Source organism: Pedobacter sp. UBA5917 (assembly GCF_002432345.1).
Classification (GTDB): Bacteria; Bacteroidota; Bacteroidia; order Sphingobacteriales; family Sphingobacteriaceae; genus Pedobacter.
Window position 1 is genome coordinate 16,445 of record NZ_DJDT01000259.1, and the last position, 19,367, is coordinate 35,811.

20 protein-coding genes are annotated in these 19,367 nt (G+C 40.1%); 16 read left to right on the top strand and 4 right to left on the bottom strand.

Going from position 1 to position 19,367, the window contains the following annotated elements; all coding sequences use genetic code 11:
- The first annotated feature begins 48 nt into the window (after nt 1-48).
- Nucleotides 49-1,248: a DUF1501 domain-containing protein gene (locus B2V92_RS17215; protein ID WP_293310414.1), complete on the top strand. Its 1,200-nt coding sequence runs from the start codon at nt 49-51 to the stop codon at nt 1,246-1,248.
- A 150-nt stretch (nt 1,249-1,398) separates the two neighbouring features.
- Here B2V92_RS17215 and B2V92_RS17220 read toward each other — a convergent pair whose 3' ends face one another.
- Nucleotides 1,399-1,749: a hypothetical protein gene (locus tag B2V92_RS17220; RefSeq protein ID WP_293310416.1), complete on the bottom strand. Its 351-nt coding sequence runs from the start codon at nt 1,747-1,749 to the stop codon at nt 1,399-1,401.
- A gap of 88 nt (nt 1,750-1,837) precedes the next feature.
- Here B2V92_RS17220 and B2V92_RS17225 point away from each other — a divergent pair, with 88 nt between their 5' ends.
- Complete coding sequence (locus tag B2V92_RS17225; protein WP_293310418.1) at nt 1,838-2,356, top strand: hypothetical protein; 519 nt, start codon at nt 1,838-1,840, stop codon at nt 2,354-2,356.
- 47 nt (nt 2,357-2,403) lie between these two features.
- The gene (locus B2V92_RS17230; RefSeq protein WP_293310420.1) at nt 2,404-2,772 is read left to right on the top strand and encodes a YccF domain-containing protein; all 369 of its coding nucleotides are present in this window, start codon (nt 2,404-2,406) and stop codon (nt 2,770-2,772) included.
- 345 nt (nt 2,773-3,117) lie between these two features.
- Here B2V92_RS17230 and B2V92_RS17235 read toward each other — a convergent pair whose 3' ends face one another.
- Together B2V92_RS17235 and B2V92_RS17240 are read right to left on the bottom strand one after the other, a co-directional pair.
- Nucleotides 3,118-4,434: an amidohydrolase family protein gene (locus B2V92_RS17235; protein WP_293310422.1), complete on the bottom strand. Its 1,317-nt coding sequence runs from the start codon at nt 4,432-4,434 to the stop codon at nt 3,118-3,120.
- Nucleotides 4,424-7,444: an amidohydrolase family protein gene (locus tag B2V92_RS17240; protein WP_293310424.1), complete on the bottom strand. Its 3,021-nt coding sequence runs from the start codon at nt 7,442-7,444 to the stop codon at nt 4,424-4,426. The genes B2V92_RS17235 and B2V92_RS17240 overlap by 11 nt, the downstream gene beginning before the upstream one ends.
- A gap of 112 nt (nt 7,445-7,556) precedes the next feature.
- On the opposite strand from B2V92_RS17240, the gene B2V92_RS17245 reads away from it, so the two are divergent.
- The 11 genes from B2V92_RS17245 to B2V92_RS17295 all read left to right on the top strand — a co-directional run bounded on the left by B2V92_RS17245 (nt 7,557) and on the right by B2V92_RS17295 (nt 16,613).
- Entirely contained in the window at nt 7,557-8,000 is a 444-nt protein-coding gene (locus tag B2V92_RS17245; protein ID WP_293310426.1) for a cytochrome B, read from the top strand.
- Nucleotides 8,001-8,601: 601 nt separating this feature from the next.
- Nucleotides 8,602-9,999 carry an anthranilate synthase component I family protein gene (locus B2V92_RS17250; RefSeq protein ID WP_293310428.1) on the top strand — a complete coding sequence of 466 codons (1,398 nt, stop codon included), beginning with the start codon at nt 8,602-8,604 and terminating at the stop codon, nt 9,997-9,999.
- A gap of 11 nt (nt 10,000-10,010) precedes the next feature.
- Nucleotides 10,011-10,319, top strand: coding sequence for an isochorismate lyase (locus B2V92_RS17255; protein ID WP_293310430.1), 309 nt, complete (start codon nt 10,011-10,013; stop codon nt 10,317-10,319).
- Entirely contained in the window at nt 10,306-10,884 is a 579-nt protein-coding gene (locus tag B2V92_RS17260; protein WP_293310432.1) for an anthranilate synthase component II, read from the top strand. The genes B2V92_RS17255 and B2V92_RS17260 overlap by 14 nt, the downstream gene beginning before the upstream one ends.
- Nucleotides 10,885-11,097: 213 nt before the next feature.
- Nucleotides 11,098-11,880 (top strand): indole-3-glycerol phosphate synthase TrpC, encoded by a 783-nt coding sequence (gene trpC / locus B2V92_RS17265; protein WP_293310434.1) that lies wholly within the window; start codon nt 11,098-11,100, stop codon nt 11,878-11,880.
- 83 nt (nt 11,881-11,963) lie between these two features.
- Complete coding sequence (hflX, locus tag B2V92_RS17270; RefSeq protein WP_293310436.1) at nt 11,964-13,154, top strand: GTPase HflX; 1,191 nt, start codon at nt 11,964-11,966, stop codon at nt 13,152-13,154.
- A gap of 405 nt (nt 13,155-13,559) precedes the next feature.
- Nucleotides 13,560-13,937, top strand: a complete 378-nt coding sequence (rbfA, locus tag B2V92_RS17275; RefSeq protein ID WP_147227499.1) for a 30S ribosome-binding factor RbfA — start codon at nt 13,560-13,562, stop codon at nt 13,935-13,937.
- Nucleotides 13,938-13,943: 6 nt separating this feature from the next.
- Nucleotides 13,944-14,573 carry a PAQR family membrane homeostasis protein TrhA gene (trhA, locus tag B2V92_RS17280; protein WP_293310441.1) on the top strand — a complete coding sequence of 210 codons (630 nt, stop codon included), beginning with the start codon at nt 13,944-13,946 and terminating at the stop codon, nt 14,571-14,573.
- Nucleotides 14,574-14,578: 5 nt separating this feature from the next.
- A complete protein-coding gene (locus B2V92_RS17285; protein WP_293310443.1) occupies nt 14,579-15,265 on the top strand; it encodes a peptidoglycan DD-metalloendopeptidase family protein in 687 nt (228 codons plus the stop codon).
- Nucleotides 15,266-15,566: 301 nt separating this feature from the next.
- Nucleotides 15,567-16,220: a TonB family protein gene (locus B2V92_RS17290; RefSeq protein ID WP_293310445.1), complete on the top strand. Its 654-nt coding sequence runs from the start codon at nt 15,567-15,569 to the stop codon at nt 16,218-16,220.
- Nucleotides 16,221-16,613 carry a hypothetical protein gene (locus B2V92_RS17295; RefSeq protein WP_293310447.1) on the top strand — a complete coding sequence of 131 codons (393 nt, stop codon included), beginning with the start codon at nt 16,221-16,223 and terminating at the stop codon, nt 16,611-16,613.
- Here the strand turns inward: B2V92_RS17295 and B2V92_RS17300 are convergent.
- Nucleotides 16,610-17,473 carry a diacylglycerol/lipid kinase family protein gene (locus B2V92_RS17300; RefSeq protein WP_293310449.1) on the bottom strand — a complete coding sequence of 288 codons (864 nt, stop codon included), beginning with the start codon at nt 17,471-17,473 and terminating at the stop codon, nt 16,610-16,612. The genes B2V92_RS17295 and B2V92_RS17300 overlap by 4 nt on opposite strands.
- 58 nt (nt 17,474-17,531) lie before the next feature.
- Here B2V92_RS17300 and B2V92_RS17305 point away from each other — a divergent pair, with 58 nt between their 5' ends.
- Nucleotides 17,532-18,506, top strand: coding sequence for an App1 family protein (locus B2V92_RS17305; RefSeq protein ID WP_293310451.1), 975 nt, complete (start codon nt 17,532-17,534; stop codon nt 18,504-18,506).
- A gap of 181 nt (nt 18,507-18,687) precedes the next feature.
- Nucleotides 18,688-19,092 (top strand): helix-turn-helix domain-containing protein, encoded by a 405-nt coding sequence (locus B2V92_RS17310; protein ID WP_293310453.1) that lies wholly within the window; start codon nt 18,688-18,690, stop codon nt 19,090-19,092.
- The last annotated feature ends 275 nt before the right edge of the window (nt 19,093-19,367 follow it).

The following is a 19,367-nucleotide window of genomic DNA, read 5'->3' on the forward strand; positions in this document are numbered from 1 at the left end:
ACCATGAACCAATGACCAAGTCAACCAGTGAACCAAAAAAGTAACAAAATGAACAGAAGAAATTTTTTAAGAAATACAGGATTTGTTGCGGCAGGATCCCTATTTGTTCCCGCTTTTATGAAGCCGTTGGAGGCCATGGCGCTTGATGAGTTGAGTTTATATAAAAACCTCGTTGTGGTACAGCTTTCGGGCGGAAATGATGGATTAAATACGGTTATTCCTTTCGGAAATGATATTTATTACCAAAAAAGGAAAAGCATAGCCATTAAACCCGAAGAAGTAATCAAACTGAACGATATGCAGGGCTTAAATCCGAATATGGCTGCGCTGCAGGAGATACACGATCAGGGCTGGATGACCATTATTAACGATGTGGGCTATCCTAATCCGGATCGATCGCATTTCCGTTCGATGGATATCTGGCAAACAGGTAGCGATAGCAATCAATTTCTTTCTACGGGCTGGATTGGGCGTTATTTAGACAGCAACTGCCAAACCTGCAAATTCCCCTATACCGCGATTGAGGTTGATGATTCGCTTTCTTTAGCGATGAAAGGACAAACTAAAAAGGGTATCGCATTAAAAGATCCGGGCGCTTTATATCGCAACACCAACGATCCGTTTTTTAAAGCCATGCTGCAGAATGATAAAGAGCATTTAGACGAAGATAATTTGGGTTATCTGTATAAAACCATGATCGAAACATCTTCTTCGGCCAATTATATTCAGAATACATCAAAAATTTATCAATCAAAATCAACTTATCCTAACTCGGGTTTTGCCAACCAGTTAAAAACGGTTTCAAAATTCATTTCTTCTGGCTTAAAAACCAGGGTTTATTACGTTTCGTTAAGCGGCTTCGATACCCATGTTAACCAGATCGGTCAGCAGGGAAATTTGTTAAAACAATACGGCGAAGGTATGGCGGCGTTCTTAAAAGATTTAAAAACAAACAATAAACTGGATGATACCTTAGTAATCACCTTCTCCGAATTTGGCCGAAGGGTTGAACAGAATGCAAGTAACGGAACCGACCATGGAACGGCAAATAATATGTTTGTTTTTGGCGGAAAACTCAAAAAACAGGGCATTTTTAATGCAGCACCTAACCTAAGTGATTTAGATACAGGAGATTTAAAATACCAATTGGATTTCAGGCAGGTTTATGGTACCATCCTCGATAAATGGCTGGATGTAAACAATGCCGATATCCTGAACAAGAAATTTAATACACTTGATTTTATATAGAAAGGTTCGTCATCTCGACCGGAGCATGGCGGAGTGGAGAGATCTACATGAGAAACTATCTTAGATAGCTCTCTCGACTTCGCTACCGATGTAAAACCGGTACAAGTTACACTCCGCTCGAGATGACGATGATTTTAAAGAAGTTATTCTTTACTTTCTTTTCAGCACATAAACAGGTCTTGTGGCATCTTTATCAATCTGATCAGTGTAGGTATTAAAAAGTTCGTACCCATAGTTTCTCAATTTATTCAGGCAATCCATCTGTGAATTAAAGAGTAAATCATTCCCATCATCATCCCTTACGTTCAGTTCTTTTAAACGTTTAAACTTTTGTCCATAATCTATTCTGGCAATATAAGTATCACTGCCATTGTAAACAGGTTTAACTTCGATGTATTCTACTTTAATATCGCTCAGTTTAAAACCGTTAACATTTTGGGCTTTGGCACTAAACAGCCCAAAGCATACGGCGAATGCCGCTGCAAGAATTAATTTTTTCATATTGTGTTTCTTTTGTGTGTAATTCTAAATTACGGAGAATGATTTATACTTTTAAGATTGTACCCATAAAAAAGAATTAATTGGTATTATGAGAAAACGCTCCCTCCTACTCATCATTATTTCCCTGTTGTGCTGCAACATCGGCTTCGCACAAAAACAACGCAATAAAGTTTACCAAACATTTATGGCTGCTGATTCAGTAATAATTGTGAGCCATACCCTAACTTATTCTCCAATCAGAAACAAAGGTGATTATTCCGCACGCTTGATCGAGAATGGGAAATTGAACGGAAAAATTATAAAACAGCAATTAAAACTTGGCAGAAAAGACATCGATATACTGGCAAGTATCCTGATTACCCCACTTAAAATCGGTGAAACATTCGAAAAAGGTAAATGCTTTATGCCCCATCATGGTATATTGATTTATAAAGGAAATAACTGTTCTTTTTTCGACATCTGTTTTGATTGCAAACACTTTGTTACCTCTGATGATATTAAACTTTCTGATAGTTTAAGTATCAATACCTGGCAAAAGTTAAAAGCGTTTTTCAAAACCCGTAAACTGGATTACCAGATCCCGATGAATAATGAAATAGATGACTGAGCATGTAACAAATACTTTTAAATTAAATCTTAACCTTAAAAAACAACATGAACTTTTTAGGCAATATCATCTGGATTATTTTTGGCGGAATCTTTATTTTTTTCGAGTACATTATCGGAGGCCTGATCCTTTGCCTAACCATTGTAGGTATTCCTTTTGGTATACAATGTTTTAAATTTGCCATTGTTGGCCTTGCACCTTTTGGTGTTAAAATAACCGATACCTCATCGAACACAGGTTGCCTTTCTACCATCATGAACCTGATCTGGATTTTCTGTGGCGGTTTCTGGATTGCCCTAACCCATTTGTTCTTTGGTATCCTGCTCTGCATTACCATTATCGGGATACCATTTGGCCGCCAGCATTTTAAGCTGATGAATTTGGCTTTCACTCCCTTTGGGAAATCGATAAATTAAGGACTTAGGCTCCATAAAAAGGCTCATAAAAGCAGCGTCATCTCGACTGGAACACAGTGGAATGGAGAGATCTATTTAGAAATATCTCCCCAGTTAGATTTCTCGGCTGCGTTGCACTTCGCTCGAAATGACGACGTAGGGGGAGTTATTTACCTTAACTTCTCTATCAACAAAAAACGGCCGATAAACTAATATCGACCGTTCTAATTTTAAGCCTTAACAATTAACCATATACACAGTTTTCGGTTAGCAATTGGCAGTTTGCAATGCAGCAATCTAACAATTGAACACTTTGATATTCTCAGTTAACCGATTCAAACAATTAACCGATTAACCACACAGAAGTTACTTCTTTTCCGCACTATACTTATCGCTGAATTTTTTATCAAGCTGTTTATGTAAGTTATCCAGATTAATATCCCTGCCCTGAATAAAAGCCTGTTCTACTTTGTTGGTACGCATATCCAGCGCATCACCAGCTGAGATAAAGAAAGTAGCATCTTTACCGGTTTCGATACTGCCCGTGGTTTTATCAACGCCCATGGCTTTTGCCGCATTTAAGGTAATGGTTGATAAAGCTTTTTCCTTATCCAAACCCCAGGCCGTAACTGTACCCGCCATAAAAGGCAGGTTGCGCTGTTGCCAGTAACCATCAATGCTCAATACCACATTTAAACCCGCATTGGCCAACACTGCGGCATTTTTATAAGGCATATTTACATCATCATCGTTGTTGTTCGGTAAAGCATGGGGCTGTTTCACCACCAAGGTAATGTTGTTGTCTTTAAGGAAATCGATTACCAGGTAAGCTTCATCGGCACCCGTAATTACCGGTGTAATACCGAATTTCTTGGCGAAATTAACGGCCGCAACAATATCTTTCTGACTATCAGCGGCAATAAATAGTTTTTCATTACCCGCAAATACCTTTTTCATTGCTTCGAAACGGGTATTGATTACTTCTGGTTTACTGATTTCTGAATAAGCTTTAGCCTCAGCAAAGAAAGAGGTTAACTGTGCAATGGCAGCCTGTGTTCTTTCGGCCAAAGCCTCAGGCGATTGCTGTGGACGGCCAAAACCTCCGAAACCACCCCTGAAACGTGGCGTAACCGGCCAGGTAACGTGCATAGCATCGTCGGTTTTAATTGCTGCATCTTCCCAGTTCCAGGCATCGAGCTGAACTACTGATGAACTGCCAGAAACCGTACCACCCTGTGGTGTAGGCTGTGCCATTAACACACCATTGCTACGCAAAGTAGCCGGAACTTTCGAATCAGTATTGTAAGCTACAATAGAACGGATGTGCGAATTAAAATCGCCGATTTCCTGAAAATCCAATGTTGCTTTTACGGCTTCAATTTCTGTTAAACCCAAATTGGTTGTTGCAGCAATAAAACCCGGGTAAATGTGCTTACCTGTGGCTACAATACGCACTACATCATCCTGCGGTACCTGCCCGTTGGCCGTAACCGAAATGATTTTTCCGTTGCCGAAAAGGATGGTGCCGTTTTCGATTACTGTTCCATTGCCCACATGTACCGTTGCACCTGTAATGGCGATGGTTTTGCTCTGTTTTTTAGCTGGCGAAATGTTTGCCTGCGCAAAACACATCAGGCTTGTTGCCGATAGAGCCAAGCTTAATATATATCTTTTAGTGTGCATGTTCTTTCTCGTTTAATTCTGCTGAATAGTTTTCTAAAGTTTCGCAATTGTATAAACGCGGTGCATCACCCATAGGGCGTTGCGTGCGGCCACCTTTGCTTTTGCTCTCTAACATTTTTTGGATCAAACGGGCTTTTTCTATCTGTTGTGCTTTGATTACCTGTGCATCTTTATCAATATCCCAGTAAGCTACACCATCAACAAAGGTTTTTTCGGCCCTTGCGTAGATAGAAAGCGGATTGGCAGTCCAGATTACTACATCGGCATCCTTACCAGCTTTTAAACTGCCCACTTTATCATCAATATGCAGCATTACAGCCGGGTTAAGCGTTACAAATTTCAAGGCATCCTCTTCCGGAACGTTACCATATAAAACCGATTTTCCGGCTTCCTGGTTTAAGTGACGGGCCATTTCGGCATCATCTGAGTTGAAAGCAGTGGTAATACCCACGTTGTGCATAATTTTTCCGTTGTAAGGGATCGCCTCGGCAACTTCGTTTTTATAAGCCCACCAATCAGAGAAAGTAGAACCTGCAATACCATGCGCTTTCATTTTATCGGCCACTTTATAACCTTCTAAAATGTGCGTAAAAGTATTGATCTTAAAGCCTAAGCTATCGCCCACATGGATAAGCATGTTGATTTCACTCTGCACATAGGAGTGGCAGGTAATGAAACGTTTATTGTTCAAAATTTCTACAATCGCATCCAGTTCAAGGTCTTTACGTACACTGTTTCCTTTTACCGATAATGCTTTTTCGTATTCTTTTGCGCGGGTAAATTCATCAACAAAAGTTTGTTCAACCCCCATACGAGTAACCGGGAAACGGGCGCCTGTACCAAAGTTACTCTGCTTAACGTTTTCGCCCAATGCGAATTTGATAAAACCATCCGCACCAACAAATTTCAACTCTTCGGGCGATTTGCCCCAGCGTAATTTGATCAGTTGTGATTGACCTCCGATAGGATTTGCCGAACCGTGTAAAATATGCGAAGTGGTAACTCCACCGGCCAGCTGGCGATAAATATTTACATCTTCAGAGTTGATGATATCTGCAACACGTACCTCGGCAGAAACCGATTGTGCACCTTCGTTAATACCACCGGCACCAGCAATGTGCGAGTGCTCATCAATAATACCGGCGGTAATGTGTTTGCCTGTAGCATCGATCACTTTGGCACCACTTGCTGAAAGATTTTTACCAACAGCTTTGATCTTTCCGTTTTCTAAAAGTACATCGGCGTTTTGTAGAATGCCTTCTTTCTCATTTGTCCAAACGGTACCATTTTTAATCAGCACAGTTTCCTGTTTAGGCAATTCGGTGCTACCGAAAGCAGAAAAAGGATAAATTACCGGGCCAAGCGCTAAAGTAGCTTTAGGTTCGTCTTTTTTAGGTGTTTCTTTTGCAGCTTCTTTGTATGTAGCTGTAAATTTTCCGGTGCTACCATCAGCCAAAGCCGATTCGCCTTTAACCGTAACCGGATTTGCCGAAGTAATGTAACCGCTTAAACGGACATCGCCTTTAGGGTTTTTCTTTAAATTGAAATTAATGCTGATCCAATCGCCATTGCGGGTAAAAGTGGCGGTAGTTTTTACACTATCAACGCCAACTCTTTCAATCGCAGCGGTTGACCCACCACCGGTTCCGGTAATTTTTAAGGTTAAAGCACCAACGCCGTCAACATTTAAGTTGTAGTTTCCACGTACATCGCTTACATCAATTTTGTTTACCACAAAACGTTTGCCCTGTACCCAGTTTTCAAAAATAATATTTCCGTTTTTGAAGAGGTTATCAGATGAGATCAAAAAGTTGGCAACTTTTCCTTTTTCCAGTGATCCTACTTTATCGCTGATACCCAAAAGAGAGGCAGGGATTTCGGTAACCGATTGTAAAGCCTGTTTTTCTGTTAAACCATTTTCAATTGCTGTGCGGATGTTTGTCCAGAAATCGCGGCTGTTCTCTAATCCGAAAGCCGTTAAAGCAAATTTAATTCCTGCTTTTTCCAAACTTGCCGGATTGGTTGGTGCCAGTTCCCAGCCTTTCATCTGCGATAAACTTACATTCCTTGCTTCAGCGGGATCTTCCACATCGTAAGCTTTAGGGAAAGTTAAAGGAATAATCAAGCTTGCACCTGTCGCTTTAACTTCGTTGATGCGCTGGTACTCATCGCCTGTTGATTTGATGATGTATTTCTTGCCGAATTCTTTACCGATTTTATCTGCACGCAGGATGTTCTGCCATCCATCTACCTCAAAAATCTGTGGGATAGCTTGTTGTTTGCCAAACTCATCAAGCGAGATATTATACTCGTCTTTTTGCTTGCCGTACCATTGCGCATCGTAGTAAGTCTGACGCAATAAGGCAATCGATCCCATTAACGAAGTAGGATAATCGTTTGATGATGTTCCTTTATTGAACGAGTAGTTTGCTGCCGTCTGGTCTTTTAAGATCACACTGTTATCAGCGCCTTCGTTTAAAGTTACCGCGGCAGAAACACCACGGGCAATACCATCACGGCTGATCACATTTACACTTCCGAAACCTACTTTACGCAGTTCGTCTGCTTTTTTGCTGTCGGCAGAAAAAATGTTTTTCACATAAGTTTCAGGTCTGATTGATTCGTTCCAACCGTAAGCACCTTTTTTGGTCGATACGAAAATAGATTGTCGCTGACCGCCAAAACCGCGTTGCTGTGCTGGGCCTTCGGTAAGTCCATAGCTGGTAAAAGCATCAATTAACGATGGGTAGATAAATTTTCCTTTAAGGTCTATCACTACGTAACCTTTTGGTACAGCCAAGCCGGCACCAACGCCCTGTATGGTTTGTCCTTTAATTAAAAGTGTTGCGTTTGTAAGGGTTTGATTGGCATTAACTACTATTGTTGCATTGGTGAAGGCAAACAATCCGGGCCGGGTATCAAAAGAGCCATTAACCGGGAAGGTGGTTTGCTGTGCAAACAGAAATGTAGTAGAAATTACCAGCCCAATGGCGAGTAAAATTTTCTTCATAATAAGTTTAGGGTTTAATTTGTTTAAAACTAATATAAATAAGCCTTGATTCTGCTGAATATCCTATTTTTTACAATTAATGTCTATTTTTGGCTAAACATATCTGATTAAAATGTACAACATCTTAAAATCTGCGCACTCCGGATGGCGCTACATCGTATTAATTTTATTGGTTATTGCTGTAATCAATGCTTTATCGGGCTGGTTGGGCAATAAAACCTACACCGAAGGTAACCGCAAACTGAATGTATTTACGCTCATCAGCGCGCACATCCAGTTGTTGATCGGTTTGGTATTGTATTTTTTGAGTCCGCTAACAAAATTACCGATGAGCGATGCCATTGGCCGTTATTTTAAGGCAGAACACACCTCGATCATGATTATTGCCATTATTTTGATCACAGTAGGTAATGCTAAATCGAAAAAAGTAACCGAGGCAGTTGCAAAACACCGTACCATTGCTATTTTCTTCGGTCTTGCCCTGATCCTGATTATTGTTGGTATTGCATTATTGGTTAAAGCTGTTCCGGGAAGATCTTTTTTTGGGATTTCTTAATAGGATATTTCTTGCAAATTAAATATAGAATCCTGCTTTAAGAGCGGGATTTTTTATTTACTCGTTTTTTACCGCAATTACGTAGAGAAAAGGCGCAAAGGTCGCTGAGGCGATATTGGTAGTGAAGCTCTCCTCTTCACCGTCATCTCGACTGAAACGTCCCGAATATTCGGGAGAGAGATCTGCCGCATAGATTTCTCGACTTCGTTGCACCCCGCTCGAAATGACGACAATTTGTAAACAAACCTTTGCCTACCCACCGTCCCTCTTTGCGAAATTGCGGTTAAAATGATCATGCTTAAAAGTATCATTCTCTCAAAATAATTAACCGTTCGCTCAATTATTTTCATAAATATTTCGGTTTTTCAAAATTCTTTATATTTTTGTGGCTCATGATCAACAATATACATACATGGCTTTGGCAAAGTAATTCGAAAACGGATTGCGCTGGCTGCGTATGAAAAAAATATAGTTTATCAACCTAAACCTTATTAAAGAACCATTAAAGCCCGGCGTAGAACCACACGCCGGGCTTTTTATTGTTAAAAAAACACGGAAATGCAAACTTTAGGCATTATAGCTTACACCATTTACCTTTATCATGTATAAAATAAATACGACTTACAAAAAAATGCTTGCCGATACCACTACTCCAGTGAGCATTTATTTACGTTTACGGGATGTATACCCGAACAGCATCTTATTGGAAAGCTCTGATTACCACAGCAGGGAAAACTCAATGAGTTTCGTTTGTGCCGAGCCTGTTGCCGGAATTATCTTAAAGGGATCGCGGTTGGAAACCTATTTCCATGATGGAACGGTAGAGATTACAGAAAGTAAAAACCTGATTGATGAAATAGCCGATTTTAAGGATAAATTCAAAGAAACCGAATTTCCTGAAATCAAGTTTATTTCGAGCGGATTATTCGGTTACTTCACCTGGAATGCTGTACAGAACTTTGAGGATATCAAATTTACTTCCGAAACACCAGAGGGAGAAGAAATTCCGGAAATGCAGTACCATTTGTACCGTTATATTATCGCCATCGATCACTTTAAAAACGAAATTACCCTTTTCAAAAATACTTTCGAAGGCGAAGAAGAAGGCGGACTGGAAAAAATGGAATACCTGATCCAGAATAAAAATTATCCTGAATATAAATTCCAGACAAGGGGTCAGGAATCATCCAATCTAACCGATCAGGGTTTTATGGATCTGGTATCGAAATTACAGAAGCACATCTATCGTGGCGATGTTTTCCAAATTGTGCCTTCGCGTGCATTTAAGCAGGCTTTCTCGGGAGATGAGTTTAACGTATACCGTTGTTTGCGCTCCATCAATCCATCGCCTTACCTGTTTTATTTCGATTACGGGAATTTCAAATTGTTCGGTTCGTCGCCAGAAGCACAGATTACCATCAAAAATAATTCGGCAAACATTTTCCCTATTGCCGGAACGTTTAAACGCAGCGGAAACGATATCGAAGATGCCGAACAGGCCCGCAAACTGGAGCAGGACCCTAAAGAAAGTGCCGAACACGTAATGCTTGTTGATCTGGCCAGGAACGATTTAAGCAGGCACTGTAACCGTGTAGAGGTAAAATCATTTAAAGAAGTACAGTATTATTCGCACCTCATCCACCTGGTAAGCAAAGTAAGCGGTCACCTGCAGGAAAATGTAAGTGCATTTAAAGTAGTAGCCGATACCTATCCGGCAGGGACTTTAAGTGGTGCGCCAAAATATAAAGCCATGCAGCTGATTGATGAAAACGAAAAACTGGGCCGGAATTTCTATGCTGGTGCTATTGGTTTTATGGGTTTCAACGAAGATTTTAACCATGCCATCATGATCAGGACTTTTATGAGCAAAAATAACGAACTGCATTACCGTGCAGGCGCAGGTATAGTGGCCGATTCGGTACCGGAAACCGAAATGCAGGAGGTGAACAATAAAATTGCTGCATTGCGTAAAGCGGTGCAGATGGCTGAAAGTATTTAAACATTGATAAAATGGTAGGTTCGCCAGAAAGCTGTAAAAATATCAATGAGATAAGGTTAGCTATTGATGCTATCGATCTGCAGGTTATTCAATTGATCGGAAAAAGATTTAAATATGTAAAAGCCGCTTCAAAATTTAAAGTAAATGAAGAGGCTGTTAAAGCACCCGAAAGATTTGAAAACATGCTTTTACAGCGACGTGATTGGGCGGTAGAAGAAGGTTTGAGCCCTGATATTATTGAAAAATTATACAGAGACCTGGTAAACTATTTTATCAGTGAGGAAATAAAAAATTGGAATATTGAAAATGGAAACAAATAATAAAGTGCTGGTTATAGATAACTATGATAGTTTTACCTATAATCTCGTACACCTAATTAACGAAGTTGGTTATGAAGCCGATGTTTGGAGAAACGACAAGTTCGATTTAGCAGATGTAGATAAATACAACAAAATTTTGCTCTCTCCTGGGCCGGGTATTCCAGAAGAGGCAGGGTTATTATTGGATGTAATCAGAACTTATGCCCCAACCAAAAGTATTTTTGGAGTATGTTTAGGCCAGCAGGCCATTGCCGAAGTTTTTGGTGGCACGCTATTAAACCTGGGCAGGCCAATGCACGGAATTGCCACACCTGTAACGGTTGTAGATGGTGATGAACCATTGTTCTGGGAATGCCCGCAAACCATAAATGTTGGCCGTTACCACAGTTGGGTGGTGAGTAAGGATAACTTTCCATCTTGTTTAAAAATCACGGCAAGAGATCACAAAAGTGAGATTATGGCGTTAAGACATGAAACATTGGATGTGCGTGGTGTGCAATTTCATCCCGAAAGTGTACTTACCGAGTATGGCAAACAGATGATGGAGAATTGGTTAACTGCTTAAGAATTATCCTGCCAGTCGTCATCCCGAACTTGATTCAGGATGACGACTGGAATTAATTAAATTTTAGACGAGGGTATATCATAAAGCTTTTTTCTAAAAATTTTGTCACGTTGAGCCTGTCGAAACGTCTAGCAAAGAGTTAATAAAGGTCCTTCGACGAGCTCAGGATGACAATTCTGCATTTATTACGCATCCTGATAACAGATTGATATAATGAACATATTAGATAAAATCGTATTACGTAAAAAAGAAGAAATCGCTGCCGCAAAAGCCTTGGTTTCTATACAGGATTTAGAAAATTCGGTACACTTTAAAAGAACACCTTATGTTTTTAAAGAGTTCTTATTGGCAGGAGATCGTACCGGTATTATTGCCGAGTTCAAACGCCGCTCGCCTTCAAAAGGTTTAATTAACGGCATTGCCGATGTTGCTGAAGTTACGCAAGCCTACAATGCTGCAGGTGCTTCAGCACTTTCGGTATTGACTGATGTAGATTTCTTTGGAGGTAAAACCGATGATATTCTGGCTGCAAGGGCTGCAAACGATATCCCGATCCTGAGAAAAGATTTTATGATCGACGAGTATCAGATCCTGGAAGCGAAAGCTTGGGGTGCCGATATCATTTTGTTGATCGCCTCGATATTAACACCGCAGCAGATCAACGATTTTGGGAAATTTGCAAAAGATTTAGGTTTAAACGTGCTTTTAGAAGTGCATAACCTCGAAGAACTGGAGCGGAGCATCTGCCCCAACCTCGATGCCATTGGGGTAAATAACAGAAACCTGGCCGATTTTACAGTTGATATCCAAACCTCCTTCGATCTGGTAAATAAAATCCCTGATGAGTTTTTAAAAATCTCAGAAAGTGCGATCAGCAATCCACAAACCATTAAGGAATTAAAAAACGCTGGTTTTAACGGATTTCTGATCGGCGAAAACTTTATGAAGATGGATAACCCGGGAGCTTCTATTAAGGAATTTGTAGCGCAGATTTAGCCTTATAAAACCTTATAGGTCTTTGAGACCTATAAGGTTTGGCAAAAACTGGTTCGCAAATTTCGTATCTTTGTAGCAATTACATGGGAAAACAAAAATTTTATGATACTGCCGTTGTGCAGGAGCGGGCAATTTTAGTTGGTGTGGTTACACCTGGCGAAAAAGAAGCCCAAACAAAAGAATATTTAGATGAGCTGGCCTTTTTGGTTGATACAGCTGGTGGGAAGGTTGAAAAGGTTTTTACACAGAAAATGTTAAAACCTGAGCGTGCCACATTTGTGGGTACAGGTAAGCTCGAAGAAATAAAAGCTTATGTGAAATCGGAAGAGATTGATGTGGTTGTTTTTGATGATGAATTATCACCATCGCAACTGCGCAATATCGATCGCGAACTTGGTGTTAAAGTGCTGGATAGAAGTAACCTGATCCTCGATATTTTTGCCAACAGGGCCCAAACAGCACAGGCAAAAACACAGGTAGAGCTGGCACAGTTACAATATGTTTTGCCACGCTTAACGGGTATGTGGACGCACTTGGAACGCCAAAAAGGTGGTATCGGGATGCGTGGTCCAGGTGAAACCCAGATCGAGAGTGACAGACGTATTATTTTAAATAAAATTTCGCTGTTAAAAGAGCGTTTAAGAAATATCGACCGTCAGAACGAAACGCAGCGTAAAAACCGCGGACAATTGATACGTGTAGCTTTGGTTGGATATACCAACGTGGGTAAATCGACCATTATGAACATGCTTTCCAAATCGGAAGTATTTGCAGAGAACAAGCTGTTTGCAACCTTGGATACGACTGTACGCAAAGTAGTGATCGAAAATTTACCTTTCCTGCTTTCTGATACCGTTGGATTTATCCGCAAACTGCCACACCATTTGGTAGAGTGTTTTAAATCTACTTTAGATGAGGTGCGCGAGGCCGATTTATTGATCCACGTGGTAGATGTTTCGCATCCGAACTTTGAAGACCAGATCAACACGGTTAACGAAACATTGAAAGACTTAGGTGCCATTGATAAAGACATGATTTTGGTTTTTAACAAAATTGACGCTTACGTATCGCCAGAAGTTGACAATGAAGACGACGATGGAAAGCTGACATTGGAAGATTTCAAAAAAAGCTGGATGAGTCATGATAAAGTACCTGTACTGTTTATCTCGGCTACACAGAAAGAAAACCTTGAAGAGTTTAAAACATTATTGTACGATAAGGTAAAAGCTGCGCATGTAGCGAGGTACCCGTATGATAGTAATCTTTTGTATTAGAAAAAAATCCACAATTGTTTGGAGCAAACCTTAAAATTTTTAAGTTTTTTAAGCCAGGTTCGATTGACAATGTGCCTTTAAGGTATTTTTAATATAGAATCGTCATGCTGAATTTATTTCAGCATCTTTCTTGCAAAATAGACCCTGAAATGAATTCAGGGTGACGATCGCGTTAGAATTAAAGTTAAAATGGTCACTATGGATAAATATTAAACTAACTTAGATCTTAAGATTTCAAAATTTTTTACATTTTTAGCATATAATATCTATCCCATTTGTGATCTTTAGATAGATTATGGTCTGATAATTGACACCGGGTTATAGATAATTTTAACTTTACCAAATAGGAATTACCGGCTCTTGGGCCAGATAATTGATTATTGGTAATTGATAATTATAAACATTATGGAAAGTAAACGTCAGCAGAAATTTGCAGGAGTATTACAAGAGGAGTTGGCACAGGTTTTTCAGCGCGAGGGTGCTGCATTTTTGCCAAATACATTGGTAACCATTACCCGCGTTAGGGTTTCGCCCGATCTGGCCGTAGCCAAGGTTTACCTAAGCTTTTTAAATACCAATAATACCACGCTCTCTATCAATACTGTTAATGCACATGCAGGTGAGATCAGGTATAAACTGGGCAGCCGTATCCGCCATCAGGTAAGGGTGGTGCCCGAACTTACTTTCTTTGTTGATGATACCAATGAGTATGTAGAGCGCATGGACCATCTTTTCGATAAGATTGCAAAAGAACCCAGACAGAAAGACGAAGACAGCGAATAATTTTTTGTGAGGAAACTAAGGGAACCCGTTAATTTCTTCACCCATTTTATTCCGGCATTGATTGCAATTCCGGCAGGATATGTTTTGCTCCAGAAATGCCATACGCCAATTGAATTTACTGCTGCCTGGATTTATAGTATAGGCACATTTATCCTGTTCGGGGTAAGTGCTATGTACCATGGTTATCCGGCTACCGAATATGGCGTACGCTTTTGGCAGAAATTTGATCACTGCTGCATTTACCTTATGATTGCCGGATCGTACACGCCAACAGCTTTATTGGTTTTTGATGGCTGGCTGCGTTGGAGTTTGTTTGCCATTGTATGGGTTATTGCCATTGTGGGCTGTCTGCTCAAAATATTTAACCGGTTAAAAAGTACAGCCATATCTTTGGCCATCTATATTTTAATGGGTTGTTTAATTGTGCCTTTATTACAGAAAATGCTGGGAACTTTGCCCATTGGTGCTATTTTTTGGCTACTATTGGGAGGCGTTTTTTACATCGGCGGAACCTATTATTATGCGAAGGATAAACAGCTATACAGGTGGATGCACAGCCATGAGTTATGGCACCTATTTGTAATCGGCGGTGCCCTGTCACACTATATTTATAACTTCGTTTATATCTTTAAATAAAACAGATGCAAACTTTCAAAGAGGGTATCTTATCAAATATCTCGTTGATTCAAAAAGTTGTCGATTTTGATATAAAACAGGATCGGCTTTTACCTTTGGATTTTACGGCAGCCAATATCGAATTAACAAACGAAATTTTGGATGATACCGATCTGTTTTCCGATTGGGTAACCAAAAAACTTTCAGCAAACAGTGCCCGTTACGGAATTGGAGGATACAACGAGCACCGCACCATCTATTCGCGAAGCGCACATTTTGATACCGGAGAAGAACCCCGCAGGTTACATTTAGGTGTAGATATCTGGGGACCGGCTGGAACACCGATCTATAATTTTTTAGATGCTACTGTACAAAGTTTTGCCTACAACAACAATCTTGGCGATTACGGTGCTACTATTATTTTGGCTTATGAAATAGACGGCTTTAAATTTAATGCCTTGTATGGGCATTTAAGTTTAGCCTCATTAAATGGACTGGAAGAAGGTAAATTTATCCCTGCGGGAACTAAAATTGCCGAACTGGGTGCAAAAGAAGAAAACGGATCGTGGCCACCACACCTACACTTTCAGTTGATTAATGATATGGGTGGTTTAAAAGGTGATTATCCGGGTGTTTGCAGGTTTAGTGAAAGGGAAAAATATTTAGCCAATTGCCCCGATCCGGATTTAATTTTGAAGGCTACTTTTTCTTAATTTTTAACCACAAAGATCCTTCGACTCCGCTCAGGATGACAAACCGCCAGAGCTTATCTGTGTTTCCGTGCCTCCGTGGCAAAATTTTTAACCATCGAGAGCGCAGAGAAAAACTCAGAGGTCACAGAAAAGTTTTGATTCTGGTCGTCTTACTTACTGAATATTCGGGATCAGCATCTTTCCTGCCCAAAAGACCCTGAAATAAATTCAGGGTGACGATGTTAGCTTAAAGACGCTGCATTCAATGCGTTGCATGCGCTTTAGTCTTTATGCTTTCAGCTTTTTTTAGTAAATTAGTACAATGAAAAAGCTGTTCACCATTTGTTTACTTTTCTGTTGTTCGCTGGCCATGGCTCAGGTGCAGTTTAAATCGGGTAAGAGCGGCTTTATCAATTTCTTAAGGGAAAACACCATCTATCCGCAGTTTTCGAAGGATAATTGCATCCAGGGAACGGTAAATGTAAGCTTTAAAATTAATCAGCAGGGAAAAGTCTATTTTTCAAAAATTAGCAAAGGAATACTGTCCGATCTTGATCAGGAAGCCTTGCGTTTAGTCCGGTTAAGCAGTGGCAAATGGCAGGTTCCGACCGGTTACGATACTACTGTTTCTATCGTGGCTCCCGTAAATTTTGTGCTTTCGGGATACAATTGCGAGGGTAAAACAAATCAGGATATCCAGGATGCCATCCGGAGTTATTTGGCTGAGGAAGGTTTAACCAATTCGGTAATCAATTTCTATAAAAATATCGATCAGGCAAAGCCCGGGCAGGAAGTTCAGATCATTGGCATTAAAAACCAATTGGGCATTGATGATGAATACCTGGACGACAGGATAAAAATGGGCCTAAAAAAGATAAAACAGGGCGATAAACAGGGTGCCTGCGAAGATTTTAACTTTGTTAAATATATGGGGAGTAAAAAGGCAGACGATTATTTAGCAAAGTATTGTAAGTAAATGAAGAACACCACCCGATTTTTTGCCTTACTGGATATCATCAGCATTGTTTTACTGGCCAAACAGTTTTGGCAGATCATTACGCATTTAAACGAAATCCCCGATCAGGCACTCTCGCAGGCTAAAGTGATTTTACTATTGCCTTTATTTGTGTCGCTTTTTATTTCGGCAATCGGTTTAATCTTATTTAAAAAATTTGGTTTTATTGCCTATTATATCCAGTTTCCGTTCCGTTTGGTGGTATGGGTGTTTTCGATCGGTTTTATTACTTATCTGCCAGAAATCTTGAGCCTTGGCGACCGCTGGTTCGATATTCTCTTCCGTGTATGTTTCATTGCTGAATTTTTCAGGTTGTATTTTACCATTAAAATCCACCGCGAAGCACTCGGTTAAATCTTTGGTAAGATTACGGTTATTGCTGCAGGTAAAATTTTCGCTTCAACCGTATTTACCCTGCCGATATATTCGCCATCAACCTGGAAATGCGCTTTATGTTTTGAAGAAATTTTTACCTCTGCCGTTTGGAAAACTTCAATTTTCTTGGGGTTAAATGGCAGTTTGGTTATCCATATCTTTAAAATTTCGAGGTAGGAATAATCTTTTACCAGTATTACTTCAAAAAGTCCGTCATCCAGTTTTCCATCGGGATTGATTTTTAATCCGGAGCCATACATCGTTGCATTGGCAATGGCTACCATGGCCGCTTTAGAGGTAATGGTTTCACCTTTAAGTTTCAACTGCACTTCCATCCGGCGGTGGTTCCACAGGGCGTGCCAGGTCGCTTTTGCGTAGCCCCACATGCCGCGTTCGGGCAGGGTATCAAATTTCTTCACCAGATAAGCATTAAAGCCTAAATCGGATAAATGGATGCAGATTTCATCATTTAGTTTAACCACATGTATTTTCTGCAGACGGCCTTCTTCCAAAAGTTCCAAAGCCTGTTCAATATCGGTAGGAACACCCAATTCTTTAGCCATTCCATTGGCCGAACCTGCAGGGATAATCCCGATCGGTGTTTCAGTATCCAACAAACACTCGGCAACCAGTTTTAAAGTGCCATCGCCACCAACAGCCACTACCCTATCCGCCTTTGAGCTGGTAATTTTTGCTTTTATTTTATCCAATGAACAATCTTTGGGCAGTTCGAAAAGATCGACTTCGGTATTTTTCGCGTCGAAATGTCCAGAAATTACTTCCTTTAAGTTTATATCGTGACTGCCAGAGCCCGGATTGATGATGAACAGTAATTTCATTTTGCTTACCTGATGTTTACCTCACAAACAACTTTTAATAAACTCTGTTTTAATAACAATGAATAAATCTGTTAGTGTAAAAGTATATCACGGTTATGGGCACACGTATAACCTGGTTGTTTATGGTCATGTTTTTAAGCGCAGGGCAAAAACGAAGCAGGTTTACAGCAATAATATCTTGGTTAATATTGTCCATCTGCTAAAGCTTTTTATTTTAAAACCTTATGCTTTTGTTGAGGTACGTTTACAGTTTTTCGGTCAAACCGTTTATAATAAAACCGAGGGTGATGGCTTTTTTAAGTTCGAGTGGAAAGCCGGGCAGGATATCGCCGCGGGTTGGCATGATGTTAAGGTTGAGGCCATCGATCAGCATGGAAATGTTTTAAACGCTGGTGCAGGTAAAATTTATGTACCGCACATTACGCAATATGCTTTTATATCGGATGTTGATGATACCGTGATGGTTTCGCATTCGGCTACCATTGGCAGGCGGTTAAGGGAACTGTTTATTAAAAATCCGCATACGCGTAAAACCTTTCCCAATGCGGCAAGCCATTACCAGCAACTGGCTTTATCACATACCGAAGTTCAACAGCCCAATCCTTTCTTTTATGTTAGCAGCAGCGAATGGAACCTGTACGATTACCTGGTAGAAACCTTTAAATTTAACAAACTGCCCGATGGCGCTTTCCTATTAAATACCTTAAAAAGATGGAAAGACCTGATTAAAACAGGTAAAACGGGGCATGAGGGAAAATTATTAAGGGTAATGCGGATTCTGGATGCTTTCCCGAACCAGAAATTTATCTTTTTTGGAGATAATTCGCAACACGACCCTCAAATTTATACTGCTATTGTAGAAAAATATCCTGAGAATATTGAAGCAGTTTATATCCGGAATATTCTTCCTCAAAAGGCTGCAGAAACGAAGCTATTACTTCTAAAAGTAGAAAATAAAGGGGTAAGTACCTGTTTGTTTAATGATAGTGAAGAGGCGATTCAGCACTCTAAAGTAATCGGGTTGATTGGGTGATTGGGTTACTTTTTATCAGCGCGTTCAGTATAACAAACTCATTTTTCATGCTGTCATCCTGAGATACGAAGGATCTTTATTTTAAGCCAAAATAATCTACTAAATATCAATATCATATAAGTTGTTGATAACAACCCCATATTGTTTTTTACCCCTGCTAAATTTTAGATATATTTGGAATATGGAAACCGCAGAAAAAACATACAGAAGCCATTTGGGCAGGAAAATTAGCCGCATACGCGAGCTACGTGGTATGAAACAGGATACCCTTGCAACCGAACTCGGCATTAGCCAGCAGGCAGTAAGCAAACTGGAACAGAGCGAAACCATAGAGGATGCTACTTTAGAAAAAGTAGCAAAGGTATTAGGGCTGACAACAGAATCAATCAGAAATTTTAGTGAAGAAGCAGTTTTCAATATTATCGGAAATACGGTTACCAATAACGATAATGGTGCTTTATTTAATTATCAGCCTACATTTAATCCATTGGATAAATTAATCGAGGCTCTGGAAGAAAACAAAAAATTATACGAACGTTTACTGGCAAGTGAGCGCGAGAAGGTTGAAATTTTGAAAGGGAAATAAGTTTGCTCAGGATAGATAGTTAAATCTACTAATATCGCAAGCTTCAATAAATAAAGTCGTCATTGCGAGGTACGAAGCAATCTTACAACAATCGCTACCTAGCGCACGCATTAGGATTGCTTCGTGCCTCGCAATGACGCTCTGGCGGCAACTCCGCTACCAATTACAGCATTCAATAAATAAAGTCGTCATTGCGAGAAGGCTTTTTCAGCCGACGAAGCAATCTTTCTCGCAATAATCGTTGCAGGAAAGATTGCTTCCCCGAAAAGTCGGGG